This window comes from Sphingomonas sp. ID0503 (assembly GCF_048565625.1).
GTDB lineage: Bacteria > Pseudomonadota > Alphaproteobacteria > Sphingomonadales > Sphingomonadaceae > JBLZUR01.
Window position 1 is genome coordinate 2,841,984 of sequence record NZ_JBLZUR010000002.1, and the last position, 15,845, is coordinate 2,857,828.

Genomic DNA, 15,845 nt, shown 5'->3' on the forward strand with positions numbered 1-15,845 from the left:
GCCGCGCCCTTAGCCGAGATGATGGCCGCCAACAAGGCGAACCTCTCCGCGAGCTTAGAGCCGCATCACCGTCCGGATCATGAAGGCGACCGCGCCGACCGTGGCGACACCCGCCGCCCAGAGGCCGACAAACCAGGCGAGTTGCCGCAGCCTAATGGTCATCGCCATGGGCGTGGTAGCCGTCCTCCGCGATCTTGCCGCGGAACACCCAGTACGCCCAGCCGGTGTAGGCGAGGATCAGCGGCACGAGTACCGCCGTTCCCGCCAGCATGAAGGCCTGGCTGCGTTCGGGTGCGGCCGCCGCCCAGATCGACACGCGGCCGGGGATCACGTCGGGCCAGATCGAGATGGCGAGGCCGAGCATGGAGAGGCCGAAGAGCGCGAGCGTCAGCAGGAACGGCGCGCGTTCATGCCCGCGCCCGATGCTCCACCACAAAGCAAAGGCGCAGACCGCGACCAAGAGCGGCACGTTGGCGGCGGCGAGCACGCCCGGCCAGGCGAACCAGCGCTCGTAATACTTGCCCTCCAGGAACGGCGTGTAGGCGCTGACCGCCGCGATCGCGACCAGCAGCGCGATCGCCAGCGGGCGGGCGAGGCGGCGAGCGTCGTCGTGCACGGCCCCTTCCGTCTTCCACAGCAGCCAGCACGCGCCGAGCAGCGCATAGCCGGCGAGAAGACTGAGACCCGTCAGCAGGCTGAATGGCGTCAGCCAGTCCCACCAGCCGCCCCCATAGGCGCGGCCCTGAACCTCGATCCCCTGCAACAGCGCGCCGAGTGTGATCCCCTGCGCGAAGGTGGCGACGATCGATCCCGCGCAGAACGCCGCATCCCAGGCGGCGCGGTGGCCGGGATCGCGCCAGCGGAACTCGAAGGCGACTCCCCGGAAGACGAGGCCGAGCAGCATGGCGATCAGCGGCGCGTACAGAGCGGGCAGGACGATCGCATAGGCGAGCGGAAAGGCCGCCATCAGCCCGCCGCCGCCAAGCACCAGCCAGGTCTCGTTCCCATCCCAGACGGGCGCGATCGCGTTCATTGCGGCGTCGCGTTCCTTGCCGACGCGGAAGGCGGGGAAGAGGATGCCGATGCCGAGATCGAAGCCGTCCATCACCACGTACATGGCGACGGCGAAAGCGATGATCCCCGCCCAGATGACGGTCAGGTCGGTCATTCCGCCCCCTCCGTCCGGTCGGGGCGCGGATCGGTGTCGCCGTCGGTCGCGGCGGCGGGCGTGGTGCCCGCGCTGCGGATCGGTGCATCGGCGGGCTCGGTCTCGCCCGGCTCCGGCGGTTTGCCCATCAGCTTCAGGATGTAGACCGTCCCGATACCGAAGACGACGAAGTAGACGGCGGCGAAGGCGGCGAGCGAGGCGGCGACCGCCGGGGCCGCGATCGGCGCGCGGGCGTCGGCGGTGCGGAGCAGGCCGTAGACCACCCAGGGCTGCCGCCCAACCTCGGTCGTCACCCAGCCGGCGATAACCGCCACGAACCCCGCCGGTCCCATCGCCAGCGCGAACCAGTGCAGCGCCCGCCAGTCGTAGAGCCGGTGCCGCAGCCTCGCGAGCAGGCTGAACAGGCCGAGGCCGAGCATCAGGAAGCCCAAGCCGACCATGATGCGGAACGACCAGAACACGATCTCGACCGGCGGCCGATCGGCCTTGGGAATGGTGTCCAGCCCGGCGAGCGGAGCGTTGAGGTCGTGCTTCAGGATCAGCGAGGAAAGCTTCGACACCGCGATCGCGGCGTGAACGGTCTCGGCATCATCGTCGGGGAAGCCGAAGAGGATCAAAGGCGCGCCGTCCGGATGGCTCTGGAAATGGCCCTCCATCGCCATGACCTTGGCAGGCTGGTGCTCCAGCGTGTTGAGGCCGTGTTCGTCGCCCACGAAGATCTGGATGGGTGCCACGATCGCCGCCATCCACATCGCCATCGAGAACATGGTGCGGACCTGTTCGGTCGCGCGGCCGCGCAGCAGGTGCCAGGCCCCCACCCCGCCGACCACCAAAGCGGTGGTGAGATAGGCGGCAATCACCGTGTGGACGAGGCGGTAAGGAAAGCTCGGGTTGAACACGATCTCCGCCCAGCCCGCCGCCGGCACGAACTGCCCCGCCGCGTTCACCGCATAGCCGACCGGCGTCTGCATCCAGCTGTTCACCGACAGGATCCAGAAGGCGGAGATGAAGGTGCCGAGCGCCACCATGCAGGTGGCGGCGTAATGGAGGCCGCGCCCGACCCGCTTCATCCCGAACAGCATGACGCCCAGGAACCCCGCCTCGAGGAAGAAGGCGGTCAGCACCTCATAGGCCATCAAGGGGCCGATCACCGGTCCGGCACGATCGGAGAAGACCGACCAGTTGGTGCCGAACTGGTAAGACATGACGATGCCGGAGACGACGCCCATCGCGAAGGCGATCGCGAAGATCTTCACCCAGTAGCGGAACAGGTCGAGGAAGCGCTGCCTGCCCGTCCACAGCCACAGCCCCTCCAGCACGGCGAGGAAGCTCGCCAGGCCGATCGAGAAGGCGGGGAAGATGAAATGGAAGCTGACGGTGAACGCGAACTGCGCGCGGGCAAGGATCAACGCGGTCGCATCGGCGTCCATGCGCGGGTCCTTACGCCTGGTCCCGCCGTCGCGCCAGCGGCGATGTTCGTCGTGCGGTCGAACGAGGCCACAAACCGGTCGCAGTCACGCTGACGCGGATCAAACTGGCCCATAGGGCGTTTGATCTGTCAAGAGTTTTCGGAGGAAAAAATGCAGCAGCTTCGCGCGGTCGCCCCGCGTCGGAGGGCGCTCAACCGCGTCCTTTCGCGCCCCGTCCTGTTCGGTGTCCTGGCGCTTGGCCTGTTCGGTGCGGCTGCGACGCCTGCGCAAAGCCCGCAATATGTCGTCACCTCGACAGGCCAGATCGCGGTCTCGCCGTCGATGACGCCGTCCTGGTCCAAGGACGCGGTCGAGGATCTGATCGCGGCGATCGAGGATAGCGCGAAGGAGGGCCTCAACCCCGCTGATTATTCGCCCGCGACGCTGAAGCAGCTGGTCGCGGCCGACACGTTCGACCAGGTCGCGGTGGATGCGCAGGCGACGCGGATCGCCCGTCAGCTCTCCCGCGACTATTTCCTCGGCCGCGTCGCCGACAAGTCGACCATGGACTGGTACATCGAGCGTTCCGCCTATGACACGCTGGGCCTCGACGCCGCCCTCGCCAAGGCGGTGCAGGACGACAAGGTGAGGTCCTGGCTGAAGACGCTGCTGCCCGACAACCCGCAATATGCCGAAATGCGCGATCGGCTCGCCAGCACCAGCGACGGCGCTGAGCGCGACCGCCTTCGCGCCAATATGGAGCGGTGGCGGTGGATGCCGCGCCATCTGGGCGAGAGCTACGTCTATGTGAACGTGCCCTCCTACCAGCTGCAGGTGGTGGACGACGGCACGACTGCCGCGACCTATGACGTGGTGGTCGGCAAGAAGGCGACGCCGACGCCCCAGCTTGCCGCCAACGCCAGCTCGGTGGTGGTCAATCCCTGGTGGTCGCTGCCCGCCAGCATCGTGAAGGAGAAGGGCCTGTCCGCCGGCCGGCGCGGCGGTTTCGTCTACACCGGCAACGGCTTCCGCCAGGCGCCCGGGCCGAACAATGCGCTCGGCCGCGTCAAGATCGACATGCCCAACGAGCATGCGATCTACCTGCACGACACGCCCGCCAAGGCGAAGTTCGCCGAGGCCTCGCGCGGGTTCAGCCACGGCTGCATCCGGGTGAAGGGCATCGACGCGCTCGCCGAACAGCTTATGCAGATGTCGGCAGGCGACGATAGCGCCGTCACCGAGGCGCTGGGCACCACCCGCACCGCCACGCTGAAGATGCCGCAGAGCCTGCCGGTCTACATCGTCTACTTCACGACGGAGGTGGATGCGTCCGGCCGGCTGGTGAACCACGAGGACCCTTATGGCCGCGATGCACAGGTGCTGGCGGCGCTGGGCGGAGCGGCGGCCCCGACGCAGCTTGCGATGAAATGATCCATCGTTGATGCCGCCGATCCGATGGGTCGTGCGCCAGCTGCGATCAGCCGCTTCAGAGAAATCCCTAGCGTCTAAAGTTAGTTAACCGGATCTGCTATGACTGCCTCAGCGGGTTGAACCTACTGGGGCGATCATCTGATGACTTTTTCGACGGACGCGCTCTCGCGTCGTGCTGTTCTCGGCGGCGGTGTTCTGGCGGCTGGCGGTCTGATTGCCGGGCAGGCGATGGCCGCGCTTCCGGCCGTGGTCGCGCGCAAGCCGACGGTCCGGCCGGAGCTTATGCGACGTGCGCTGATGGCGCTTGAGCGGCACGGGAAGGCGATTCCGAACCGCGACGTGATCGGCGTCGCCGACTTCTCGGTCCATTCCGCCACTCCTCGCTTCCACTTCGTCAATCTCGCCAGCGGAGAGACCAAGACGATGCTGGTCAGCCACGGGCGCGGGTCGGACCCGGCGCATTCGGGCATGCTGCAGCGTTTCTCGAACGAGGTCGGATCGGCCGCCTCCTCGCAGGGTGCCTATCGCACCGACGACCTCTATGTCGGCAAGCACGGCCGCTCGCGCCGCCTGACCGGCCTCGACATCACCAACAACAATGCCGAACCGCGCGCGGTGGTCGTCCACGGGGCCTGGTACGCCAACCCCGACGTCATCGCGCAGCACGGCAAGCTCGGCCGCTCGGAAGGCTGCTTCGCCTTCGCCGAGGCGCAGATCGAAGAGGTGCTGGCGCGCCTGGGTGCCGGCCGGATGATTTACGCGGAGAAAGTCTGACCGTAATCCTCCCCCGCAAGGGGGAGGTGGCAGGCTTGCCTGACGGAGGGGGAGGACGGCGGTTACCCTCGAAGGGCCCGCTGCCCTCCCCCTCCGACGCCTTCGGCGCCACCTCCCCCTGGCGGGGGAGGATGAGCTTTCACCCCTTCTTCCGCGCAGCCTCTACCGCGGCCTTCAGCGCCTCATAGCCGACAGCCCCCGACAGCATCTGGTCTCCGATCACGAAGGCGGGCGTGCCGGACACGCCCAAAGTGCGGGCAAGCTGCAGGTTCTGGCCGAGTTCCGCGTCGATATCCGCCGCCTTCCCGGCGGCAGGATCCACCCCGACAGTCTTCGCCACCGCCGCGACTTTGGCCTCGTTCAGTTGCCCGCCGGCGTAGAACGCCTCATGCGATCTCAGATACGCGCCCTTCTTCGCGGCGAGCAGCGCGACGCGGGCGGCGGGTTCGCTCTCCGGCCCGATGATCGGCAGCTCGCGCCAGACCACCTTCAGCTTCTTGTCCTCGGCGAGCAGCCGCTGGATGTCGGGCACGCTCTTGCGACAGAAACCGCAGGCATAGTCCGTGAACTCGACCAGCACGACGTCGCCCTTCTCCGCCCCCGCCCACGCACCGGCGAAGGGGGTCTCGATCGCCTTGCGGTTGTCGGCGATGGTCTTGCCCGCCTGCTTGCGCTGCAGCCGCTCGATCCCCTCGGGCAGGATCTCGGGATGCTCGAGGATGTAGTCACGAACGATCGCCTCAATCGCGGCGCGATCGGTGGTTGAGACCGTCGGCCCTTCGATCGCGGCGGAGGCCCCCGCCCCGCCCAGCAGACCGAGGGCGAAGGCGCCGGCGGCGTAGAGCGCAGCGCGGCGGGCGGGGATCGTCTTCATTTCCGTTTCTTCTTTCCGTCGAGCGCATTGTGCCCGACCATCGAGATGTCCTGCGCGCGCAGCCAGTCCGACGTGCCGGTGGGCAGCCCCTGCAACGCGCGGTCGGCATTGACCATCGCCAATCGCTCGTTCCCTTCAAGGCTGTAGCGTTCGGCGATGGCGAGCGCAGCGCGCGCCTCGTCGCCCTCCCGCGCGTAGATCAGGCCGAGATTGTACCAGGCGAACGGGTTTTCGCGGTCCTGCGACACGGCGGTGCGGAGAACCTGCTTCGCCTCCGCCAGATCCTTCGGGTCCTCGGTCGAGACGAGCGCATGGCCGAGCGTGCCGGCGATCAGCGGCTGATCGGGCGCGAGCTTCACCGCCTGACGGAGCGGCGGGATCGCCTCACGCGGCTTGCCCGATTCGAGCAGGATCTGGCCCTTCAACTCCAGCGCATAGGCGTCATCCGGCATCTGCCGGATCAGCGCATCCGCCTCCTCCAGCGCTTTGTCGGGATATGCGCCGCGATGATAGGCGTAGGCGCGGGCGTAATGCGCGGGCGCGGTCTGGTTGGTCTCCGGGAACTTGCGCAGCACCTGCGGCGGCTCGTCGATATAGCCGACCAGCTTCGCCTGGATCAGCTTGAACCGTTGCTCCAGCTTCGGGTCGGACGGCTTGTCCCAGGCGGGACTGGCCTTCAGGTCCGCCTCCAGCGTCGCCGCACGCTCCGCCGACATCGGGTGATCCTGCATATACGGATCGACCTGCGTCATGTCGGAGATGTAGCGGTATTCGAGTTGGCGCAGCTTGCCGAAGAAGCTGAGATAGCCCTTGCCGGTGATGCCCGCGCCCTTGAGGTAGTTCGCGCCCGCCGCGTCGGCCGACGCCTCCTGCGATCGGCTGAAGGCCAGGTATTTGCCGAGGGCGGCCTGCTGGCCCATCGAACATCAGGCCCATGCCGGCCTCCCCCGCGCCCATCGCCATCGCCGCCGCGCCGACCAGCAGCGAGAGGATCGAGATGTTGCTCGCCCCGCGCGCGTTCTGGGAGGCGAGGCTGACATGGCCGCCGGTGATGTGGCCGATCTCATGGGCGATCACGCCCTGCACCTCATTGGCGTTGTCCGCCTCGATGATCGTGCCGGAGTTGATGTAGACGACCTGTCCGCCCGCGACGAAGGCGTTGATCGACCGGTCGGAGACGAGGACCACCTGCACGTTCGCGGGCGACAGGCCCGCCGCCGCGATGATGCCCTTCGACATGTCACGGAACAGCGCCTCGGTCTCGGCATCGCGCAGGACGGACTGGGCGGCGGCTGGGGGCGCGGTGAGTGCGAGGCTGACCAGTGCCACGACACACGCACGAAGCTTTGCCCATCCTCTCACGCCGACGCGCTTGCCGGATCGCGGTTGAACGAACGCTGACGCCCGTTCGCCGGCTAAACCCCCGTTCGCACTGAGCCTGTCGAAGTGCTGCGTTCCCCCAGCTGGAAAGAACGAGCCTCCGACAGGCTCAGGCTGAACGGTCATCGGGCTGGCTTAGTTACCGAACGTGCGCTGCCACCAGCCGCGACGCGGTGCTTCGCCGGACGCTTCGTCTTCGGCCGCTGTGGGCTGCTCCGTGCCCGAGGTCGGCTCGGAAGCAGCCGCTTCGGCCGGGGCCTCCGCAGATGCTTCGGGCTCGGCCTTCTTGCGGCGGGCGCGCTTCGGCTTCTCCGCCGGTGCCTCTTCCGCAGTCGGGGCGATCGCCTCCGCAACGGCTTCGAGAGGGGCGACTTCCTCGGCCACGGCGGCGACAGCCTTGCGGCGGGTGCGCTTCGGCTTGGGCGCTTCCTCCAGCACCGGCTCGCCCTGCGCCAGCGTCTCGGCCTCAACGGGTGTCGCCTCGGCCTGTGCCTCCGCGACGGCATCGGCCTTCTTGCGACGGCTGCGCTTCGGCTTCTCGGCGGGCGCGGGTTCGGCGACCGGTTCGATTGCCAGTTCCGGGGCAAGCTCGGCCGGGATCTCGTCCGGCTGCACCGCCTCGACCGCGTCCGTTACCTCGCCGCCTTCCGCCTGGGTGTCGACCTCGGCTTCGGCCTGGCCCTCACCCTCGCGGCGGCGACCGCCACGACGGCCGCGACGGCCACGACGGCGACGTCCGCCATTATCCTCGGCACCCTCGACTTCGGCCTCGACCGGCTCGGCACCGGCCTCAATGGCCTCGCCCTCGACCTCGGTCGCGTCCTCACCCTCGGCGGCTTCGCCAACATCGGCAGCGAGCTGGTCGTTGCGCTCGCCCTCCTCGTCGCGGCGGCCGCCACGGCGGCGGCGGCGGCGGCGGCGGCGTCCGCCACCCTCGCCTTCACCCTCGCCGGCCTCTTCGCCCCGGCCTTCACGACGCTCGCGCGGTTCGCGCTGGCCGCGCGGCTCACGCTCGACGCGCTCCTCTTCGATCTCCTCTTCCTCGTCCTCCTCGGGGAGGTCGCTGTCGTCTTCGACGATCGGGGTGAAGGTGATCGGCTTCGGCGGGGCGGGTGGCGGACCACCGGCCTCCACGGACATGCGCGCACCCTCGGCGCTGCCGTCGGAGATGACCTCGATCAGGACGCCGTAGCGGTCCTCCAGCTCGGCCAGCTCGCCGCGCTTGCGATTGAGGACGTAGAACGCCGCCTCCTGGCTGCAGCGGAGCAGCAGGCGCGAGCCGCGGCCACGCGCGGCCTCTTCTTCCAGCATACGCAGCGCGGTCAGGCCTGCCGACGACGCGGTGCGGACGAGACCGGTGCCCTCGCAATGCGGGCAGGTGCGGGTCGACGCTTCCAGCACGCCGGTGCGCAGGCGCTGGCGGCTCATCTCCATCAGGCCGAAGCTGCTGATCCGGCCGACCTGGATGCGGGCGCGATCATCCTTCAGCGCCTCCTTCATCGCCTTCTCGACCTTCCGGATGTTGGAGTTGTTCTCCATGTCGATGAAGTCGATGACGACGAGGCCGGCCATGTCGCGCAGGCGCAGCTGCCGGGCGATCTCGCGCGCAGCCTCCAGATTGGTCGCGGTCGCGGTCTGCTCGATATTATGCTCGCGCGTCGAGCGGCCGGAGTTGATGTCGATCGAGACCAGCGCCTCGGTCGGATTGATGACGAGGTAGCCGCCCGACTTCAGCTGCACCAGCGGCTGGTACATGGCGGACAGCTGGTCCTCGACGCCGAAGCGCTGGAACAGCGGCACCACGTCAGCATAATGCTGGATGCGCCGCGCATGGCTCGGCATCAGCAGCTTCATGAAGTTGCGGGCGGCGCGATAGCCGTCCTCACCCTCGACGATCACCTCTTCGATGTCGCGGTTGTAGATGTCGCGGATCGCCCGCTTCAAGAGGTCGCTGTCGCCGTAGATCAGCGCCGGCGCCTCCGAAGACAGCGTCTTTTCACGGATCTCGTCCCAGAGTCTCGCAAGATAGTCGAAGTCGCGCTTGATCTCGGTCTTGGTGCGCTGGAGGCCGGCGGTGCGGACGATGCAGCCCATCGTCTTCGGCAGGTCCAGCTCGGCCATGATCGACTTCAGCCGCTTGCGGTCGCCGGCATTCGAGATCTTGCGCGAGATGCCGCCGCCGTGGCTGGTATTCGGCATCAGCACGCAATAGCGGCCGGCGAGGCTCAGATAGGTGGTCAGCGCCGCGCCCTTGTTGCCGCGCTCTTCCTTGACGACCTGGACCAGCAGCACCTGCCGCCTGCGGATCACGTCCTGGATCTTGTATCGGCGGCGCAGGTTCATCCGCTTGCGGCGGATCTCCTCAACGGCGTCGTCGCCCTTGTTGCGCTGGGGCTTCGCGGCGGGACGGCCCTCGCCATCCTCCTCGTGCTCATGGTCCTCGGCGGCGTCGAGCGGCTCGTTCGCGCCATCGTCGTCGAGGCGTTCGATCGATTCAAGGTCGGGCTCGCCGCTTTCCGCAAAGCCCTCCTCGTCGTCGTAATCCTCGTCGTCGTCGTCCTGCGCGGCGCGCAGCGCCTCTTCCTCGGCGGCGTGCTCCGCCTCCTCGCGCAGCAGCGCCTCGCGATCCTCCTTGGGGATCTGGTAATAATCGGGGTGGATTTCCGAGAAGGCGAGGAAGCCGTGACGGTTCCCGCCATATTCGATGAACGCGGCCTGGAGCGACGGCTCCACGCGGGTTACCTTGGCGAGATAGATATTCCCCTTGAGCTGCTTGTGCTCTTCCGATTCGAAATCGAACTCTTCGATCCGGTTACCCTTGACGACGGCGACCCGGGTCTCTTCCCGGTGGCGCGCGTCGATGAGCATGCGCATGGTCATTGATTGATCTCCGGACGCGTCCTGGCCGCCGGCGTTCGGGCCTGGCGGCGCGCGTCATGTCTGTCGTGATGAAAAATGCCTCTGCCGCATGTCCATTTCCAGCCGCGTGGACCGGAAAAGCCGCCCGCACCCGCGCGCCGCACCCTTCGGCGGCACGATCGGATTGCGGGAAAAGATGGAGCATTCGGCGTCAACCCAAAAACCCGGCAGCCGCATCGTCGCGCTGCCGGCGTCCCGACGGGGCGCATCTGCGCGGATCGCCGGGCACGGTGTGCTAACACCCGCCGCAAGGAACGGCAAGCGGGGGTGGACAAGGCATATTTCTGTTCCTGCCATGATCATACCGCTCGTCCTGAGCGTAGTCGAAGGACGGGTTCCGGATGCCGGCTCTCCTTACCGGTGCTTCGACTTCGCTCAGCACGAACGGGGTGGAGGTAGGACGGGGGCTGCGTTATCCGCCTCGACATGATCCGGGTGGGCGCATGGTTGACGGCACTTGCCGCACTCCTCCTCACGGCCCCGGCATCTCCCCAGGGCATCACCGTCCCCCTGCGCTCCACCGGCGGCGGCCCGCTGCCCAAGGTCTCCGGTCCGAAGAGCCGCCAATACCCGCTCGTCGTCCTCGACCCCGGCCATGGCGGGCACGATCCGGGCACCATCTCGACCTACGAGCAGCGTCAGGAGAAGACCGCCGTCCTCGCCATCGCCCGCGCGGTCCGGGATGAACTGGTGAAGTCGGGCCGCATCCGCGTGGCGCTGACCCGAAGCGACGACCGCTTCCTCGCATTGCCGGAGCGGGTAGCGGTCGCCCGGCGGCTGAGCGCGGACCTGTTCATCTCGATCCACGCCGATGCCGCCGCGAACCTCCAGGCCTCCGGCGCCAGCGTCTACACCCTGTCGGAGGTCGCGTCCGACAAGGAGGCCGCGCGCCTTGCCGCCAAGGAGAACAAGGCCGACGTCATCCGCGGCGTCGATCTGGGGGCAGAGAACGCCGACATCCAGTCGATCCTGATCGATCTCGCCCGGCGCGAGACGATGAACGTCTCGGCGGGCTTCGCCAACCTCCTCCAGCGGGAGGCCGCGCCCGCCGTCCGCTTCCGCACCGTCTTCCACCGCTTCGCCAATTTCCGGGTGCTGAAGGCACCGGACACGCCCTCGGTCCTGTTCGAGACCGGCTATCTTTCCAACGACCGCGATGCGCAGTTCCTGTTCTCGGACGAGGGACGGGCGGCGATCGCCAAGGGGGTCCGCCGCGCGGTGGAGGCCCATTTCGCGCGGCGTCTGGCGAAAGGGTGAGGGAGCGGTTACACGCCGACACTCCGTTCGTCCTGAGCGCAGTCGAAGGACGGGTAACGAGGGAATCGCTTGCAACACGTGCTTCGACTTCGCTCAGCACGAACGGGTGGTGGTTGAGAGCGAGCTGAGCGACTTTGTCGATGAACGAGGACACCCCAACCCGCACCACCATCCGCGTCCACCGCGATACCCGCCTCGGCCGAGTCCTCCGCTCGCGCTGGACCAAGGCGCTCGGCGCGCTCCTCGCGCTGACCCTGATCGGCTGGGGCGCGCTCTGGTTCCTGTTCGCCCGCGACCTGCCGTCCGCCGACGAACTCCTTGCCTACCAGGCGCCGCTGCCCACCAACGTCCGCGCCTATGACGGCACGCCGGTCCATGTCTTCGCCCGCGAACGGCGCGTCGAACTCGCCTTCGACGAATACCCGAAGACGTTGGTCGAGGCGTTCATCTCGGCCGAGGACAAGACCTTCTTCACCCATCACGGCATCGACGTGACGGGCCTTGCCGGCGCGGTCTGGGACTTCGTCACCAAATACGGTTCGGGCGAGCGGGCACGCGGCGGCTCGACCATCACGCAGCAGGTGGCAAAGGGGCTGCTCAAGGATTCGAGCTACGCGGTCAGCCGCAAGGTGCGCGAGGCGATCCTCGCCTGGCGGCTGGAAACCACGCTCAGCAAGCAGCAGATCCTGGAAATCTACCTCAACCAGATCTTCCTCGGCCGGAACGCCTATGGTGTGCAGTCCGCCGCCCGCGCCTATTTCGGCAAGGATGTCGACGCGCTGACCCTGCCGGAGATCGCCTATCTCGCGATCCTGCCCAAGGCGCCCGCCAACTACACGCCCGAACGCAATGCCGAACGCGCGCTCGTCCGCCGCAACTATGTGCTCGATCAGATGGAGGCGAACGGCTTCATCACCGCCGCCCAGCGTGGGGAGGCCGCCGCCGCCCCGCTCGGCACCATCCAGCGCTACCAGATCCAGCCGGAACGTCAGGCGACCGGCTATTTCATGGAGGAGGTCCGCCGCCAGCTGATCGCGCAGTTCGGCGAGAATGCCGAGGCCGGGCCGAACAGCGTCTATGCCGGTGGGCTATGGGTGAAGACATCCTACGACCCGAAGATCCAGAAGGCGGCGGAGACGGCGCTGCGCGACGGCCTCGTCCGCTATGAGGCGGGACGCGGCTGGAGCGGGCGGATCGACAGCATCGACGTGGGCGACGGCTGGCCGCGTCGCCTCGCCAGCCTGCCGGTCGGCACGGGCTATGGCGACTGGCGCGCCGCCGTCGTCCTCTCCAAGGCGCGCGGCGCGGCGGAGATCGGCTTTGCCGATGGCACCACCGACACGCTGCCCGCCTGGGGCGCGGCGATGCCCAAGCGCGGTGTCGGCGGGGTCGCCTTCAACTTCCTGCGTGCCGGCGACGTCATCGTCGTCAAGCGCGACGGGGCCAATTGGGTGCTGCGCTCGATCCCGCGCGTGTCGGGCGGGCTGGTGGCGGAGAACCCGCATACCGGCCAGGTCCTCGCCATGCAGGGCGGGTTCGACGTGCGCGGCTCCTCCTTCAACCGCGCGACGCAGGCGCTCAGGCAGCCGGGGTCGAGCTTCAAGCCGTTCGTCTATGCCGCAGCGCTCGACGCGGGCATGACCCCTGCGTCGATCATCGTCGATGGCCCGTTTTGCGTCTGGCAGGGCGCCAATCTCGGCAACAAATGCTTCCGAAACTTCTCCGGAGGCTATGCCGGGCCGAAGACGATGCGCTGGGGCGTCGAGCAATCGCGCAACCTGATGACGGTGCGTGCCGCCAGCCAGACCGGCATGAAGAATGTCGTAAGCCTCGCCAAGCGGGCCGGGATCGGCGACTATCCGGCGGTGCTCGCCATATCGCTCGGTGCGGGCGACACGACGGTGTCGAAGCTCACCAACGCCTATGCGATCCTCGCCAATGGTGGCCGCGACCTGAAGCCGACGGTGATCGACTATGTCCAGGATCGGACAGGCAAGGTGATCTGGAAGGCGGATACGCGCCCCTGCGACGGCTGCAATGCGCGCGACTGGAACGGGCAGGCCATGCCGCGCCCGGCGCAACGGTCGAAGCAGGCGATCGACGCGATGACCGCCTATCAGACCGTCCACATCCTGGAGGGCGTGATCCAGCGCGGCACCGCCACCGTGCTGCGCGATCTCAACCGCCCGCTCTTCGGCAAGACCGGCACCTCATCCGGCCCGACCAACGTCTGGTTCGTCGGCGGATCGCAGGATCTCGTGGCGGGCGTCTATCTCGGCTACGACCAGCCCCGCCCGCTCGGCGGCTATGCGCAGGGCGGCACCGTCGCCGCACCGATCTGGAAGCAGTTCGCCAAGGTCGCGATGGATGGCATGCCCGTCGTCCCCTTCAAGGCCCCGCCCGGCATCCGCATGGTCCGCATCGACCGCGCCTCCGGCCGCCGCGTCTTCGGCGCATGGCCCGGCAACGATCCCAAGGCAGCGGTGATCTGGGAGGCGTTCAAGCCCGAGACCGAACCCCGCCGATCGATCAAGAAGCCGGAAAAGGAAGCGGCGGAGGAGCGGGTGTCGCAGGGCGACGCGGCGTTCCTCACCAAGGAAGACGGGATCTACTGACCCCGACCCTGCAATGACGAGGAGAGGAACCGGTCGATGCGCGCCATCACCGGCAGGCGCACCGCATCCGCCTCCCGCAGTAGCTCGTGTCCGACCCCAGGAAACAGCGCCAGCTCTGCCGCCGGCATCAATGCCGCCGCGCGGGCGATCGCCCGCACATCCACGATCACGTCCCGCTCGGAGGCGAGGATCAGCGCGGGCGTCGTGATCCGCCGGTAATCCCCGTCGCTCAGCCGCCCGATCGAGGCGCAGGCGGCGCGCGTCCAGCCCCAGCTCGGCCCGCCCGAGGCGATCTCGGGATGCTCGGCCTTCCACCAGAGCTTGTCCGCCTGCCGGTCGGGGCAGGAAGTCATCCGCCCGCCGACATCGCCCGCATCGCGGCGCCAGATCAGCCGCTCGCCGAGGCCGAGGCGCACCGCCGCCCCCGCGATCCGCCCGAGCGCACAGTTGCTGAGCCCGCGTACCCGGATGCCGACCATGGGCGCGGTCAGCACCACGCCGTCCACCGCCGTGCCTTCCGCCAGCAATCGCATGACGAGATGCCCGCCCATCGAGTTGGCGACGATGACATGCGGCCCTTTCGTCTCAGCCGCCCACAGGGCGACGAAAGCGCGCAGGTCGGCGAGCAGCGCGTCGAAGTCGGCGGCATGGCAGATCATCGGGTCGGCCAGCATCCGCCCCGACCCGCCTTGCCCGCGCCAGTCGAAGCCGGTCAGCCCCCAGCCCGCCTGATGCCAATGCGCCAGCGGCTCCAGGTACTTCTCGACGAAATCGCCCCGTCCGCCGAGGAACAGGATGTTGCCGCGCGCACCGTCCGCCGGCCAGTCGAAGCGGCGCATCCGCCACCCATCGGGTGCGGTCCAGTTACCGAAGCTCATGCCGGCCGGAATGACGCGGCGCGGGTTCATGCCCGCTCGACCCGCCCGTCACGCATCTCGAACCGGTCAGCCCCGTCCGCCTCAGCGAACAGCGCCGCCTCGGTCCCCGTCATCCACACCTGTCCCCCGCCTGCCGCGAGCCGATCGAACAGGGCAGCGCGGCGGAGCGGATCGAGGTGGGCGGCGACCTCGTCGAGGAGGAGGATCGGCCGCGCGCCGCGCCGTTCCGCCACCAGATCGGCATGGGCGAGGACGATGCCGAGAAGCAGCGCCTTCTGCTCGCCGGTCGAACAGAGCTGCGCCCGCTGGCCCTTGTCGAGATGGGTGACCGACAGGTCACTGCGATGTGGACCCGCCAGCGTCCGCCCCGCCGCGGCATCCCGACCGCGCCCGCCGCGCAGCTCGCCCGCGAAATCCGGCCCCGCCACCCAGCCCTCCAGCACTAGCCCCGCCCGCGCAAACGGCCCGGCCGGTTGCGCCTCCAACCGCGCCGAAAGCAGCCGCACCGCCTCAGCCCGCGCCTCAGCCAGAGCCAGCCCATGCTCGACCATCCCCGCCTCCAGCGCGGACAGCCAGGCCGGGTCGGCATTCTCCGGCTCGGCCAGCAGCTTGTTGCGCGCCCGCATCGCCGCCTCGTAACGGGCGGCGTGGCTGGCGTGCCCGGGTTCGAGCGCGAGGACGAGGCGGTCGAGGAAGCGCCGCCGCCCGCCCGCCGCCTCGCTGAACAGCCGGTCCATCGCCGGGGTCAGCCACAGCACCGAAAGCCATTCGGACAAGGCCGACACCGAAGTCGACGCCTGGTTGACCCGCACCTGCCGCCGCTCGGGCGCGGCCGCCATCGTGCCGGTGCCGATCTCGACAGGTCCGCCGGCGGTTTCGAGGCTGGCGAAGATTGCGAAATTGCCCGGCCCGCCCGCCCGCGCCATCTCCGACAAGGGCGCTTGCCTCAGGCCGCGCCCTGGCGTCAGCAGCGACACCGCTTCCAGCAGGTTGGTCTTCCCCGCCCCGTTCGGCCCGGTGATCGCGATCAAACCCTGCCCCAGCGCGATGGCGGTATCGGCGTGCGATCGGAAGTCGGTGAGGGCAAGGCGTGCAACGGGCATCCCGCCTTCTATCGCCTGCCGGGGTCAGTGTGGGAAG

10 protein-coding genes and 2 pseudogenes are annotated in these 15,845 nt (G+C 68.5%); 4 read left to right on the forward strand and 8 right to left on the reverse strand.

What is annotated here, in order from left to right; all coding sequences use genetic code 11:
- Nucleotides 1–54: 54 nt before the first annotated feature.
- From ACM608_RS14940 to ACM608_RS14950, 3 genes are read right to left on the reverse strand one after another with little or no spacing between them, the layout of a single operon-like run.
- Nucleotides 55–162 carry a DUF2474 family protein gene (locus ACM608_RS14940; protein WP_419684229.1) on the reverse strand — a complete coding sequence of 36 codons (108 nt, stop codon included), beginning with the start codon at nucleotides 160–162 and terminating at the stop codon, nucleotides 55–57.
- Nucleotides 152–1,168 carry a cytochrome d ubiquinol oxidase subunit II gene (gene cydB / locus ACM608_RS14945; RefSeq protein WP_419684231.1) on the reverse strand — a complete coding sequence of 339 codons (1,017 nt, stop codon included), beginning with the start codon at nucleotides 1,166–1,168 and terminating at the stop codon, nucleotides 152–154. Before cydB ends, ACM608_RS14940 begins: the two co-directional genes overlap by 11 nt.
- The gene (locus ACM608_RS14950; protein WP_419684233.1) at nucleotides 1,165–2,598 is read right to left on the reverse strand and encodes a cytochrome ubiquinol oxidase subunit I; all 1,434 of its coding nucleotides are present in this window, start codon (nucleotides 2,596–2,598) and stop codon (nucleotides 1,165–1,167) included. The genes cydB and ACM608_RS14950 overlap by 4 nt, the downstream gene beginning before the upstream one ends.
- Nucleotides 2,599–2,748: 150 nt before the next feature.
- Here ACM608_RS14950 and ACM608_RS14955 point away from each other — a divergent pair, with 150 nt between their 5' ends.
- Nucleotides 2,749–4,008: a L,D-transpeptidase family protein gene (locus ACM608_RS14955; protein WP_419684235.1), complete on the forward strand. Its 1,260-nt coding sequence runs from the start codon at nucleotides 2,749–2,751 to the stop codon at nucleotides 4,006–4,008.
- Between the two features lie 141 nt (nucleotides 4,009–4,149).
- Nucleotides 4,150–4,782, forward strand: a complete 633-nt coding sequence (locus tag ACM608_RS14960; RefSeq protein WP_419684237.1) for a murein L,D-transpeptidase catalytic domain family protein — start codon at nucleotides 4,150–4,152, stop codon at nucleotides 4,780–4,782.
- A 139-nt stretch (nucleotides 4,783–4,921) separates the two neighbouring features.
- Here ACM608_RS14960 and ACM608_RS14965 read toward each other — a convergent pair whose 3' ends face one another.
- From ACM608_RS14965 to ACM608_RS14975, 3 genes and pseudogenes are all read right to left on the reverse strand, one after another.
- Complete coding sequence (locus tag ACM608_RS14965) at nucleotides 4,922–5,656, reverse strand: DsbA family protein (protein ID WP_419684239.1); 735 nt, start codon at nucleotides 5,654–5,656, stop codon at nucleotides 4,922–4,924.
- Nucleotides 5,653–7,018: pseudogene (locus ACM608_RS14970) on the reverse strand (M48 family metalloprotease). The gene ACM608_RS14965 and the pseudogene ACM608_RS14970 overlap by 4 nt, the downstream one beginning before the upstream one ends.
- A gap of 153 nt (nucleotides 7,019–7,171) precedes the next feature.
- On the reverse strand, nucleotides 7,172–9,916 hold the full coding sequence (locus tag ACM608_RS14975) for an Rne/Rng family ribonuclease (RefSeq protein ID WP_419684241.1): 2,745 nt from the start codon (nucleotides 9,914–9,916) through the stop codon (nucleotides 7,172–7,174).
- 537 nt (nucleotides 9,917–10,453) lie between these two features.
- On the opposite strand from ACM608_RS14975, the pseudogene ACM608_RS14980 reads away from it, so the two are divergent.
- Both ACM608_RS14980 and ACM608_RS14985 read left to right on the forward strand, forming a co-directional pair.
- A pseudogene (locus ACM608_RS14980) lies at nucleotides 10,454–11,212 on the forward strand (N-acetylmuramoyl-L-alanine amidase family protein); the annotation flags it as partial.
- 140 nt (nucleotides 11,213–11,352) lie between these two features.
- The gene (locus tag ACM608_RS14985; RefSeq protein WP_419684243.1) at nucleotides 11,353–13,827 is read left to right on the forward strand and encodes a penicillin-binding protein 1A; all 2,475 of its coding nucleotides are present in this window, start codon (nucleotides 11,353–11,355) and stop codon (nucleotides 13,825–13,827) included.
- Here the strand turns inward: ACM608_RS14985 and ACM608_RS14990 are convergent.
- Nucleotides 13,821–14,735, reverse strand: coding sequence for an alpha/beta hydrolase (locus tag ACM608_RS14990; protein WP_419684245.1), 915 nt, complete (start codon nucleotides 14,733–14,735; stop codon nucleotides 13,821–13,823). The genes ACM608_RS14985 and ACM608_RS14990 overlap by 7 nt on opposite strands.
- Nucleotides 14,732–15,808, reverse strand: coding sequence for a DNA replication/repair protein RecF (recF, locus tag ACM608_RS14995; protein WP_419684246.1), 1,077 nt, complete (start codon nucleotides 15,806–15,808; stop codon nucleotides 14,732–14,734). Before recF ends, ACM608_RS14990 begins: the two co-directional genes overlap by 4 nt.
- Nucleotides 15,809–15,845: the final 37 nt, after the last annotated feature.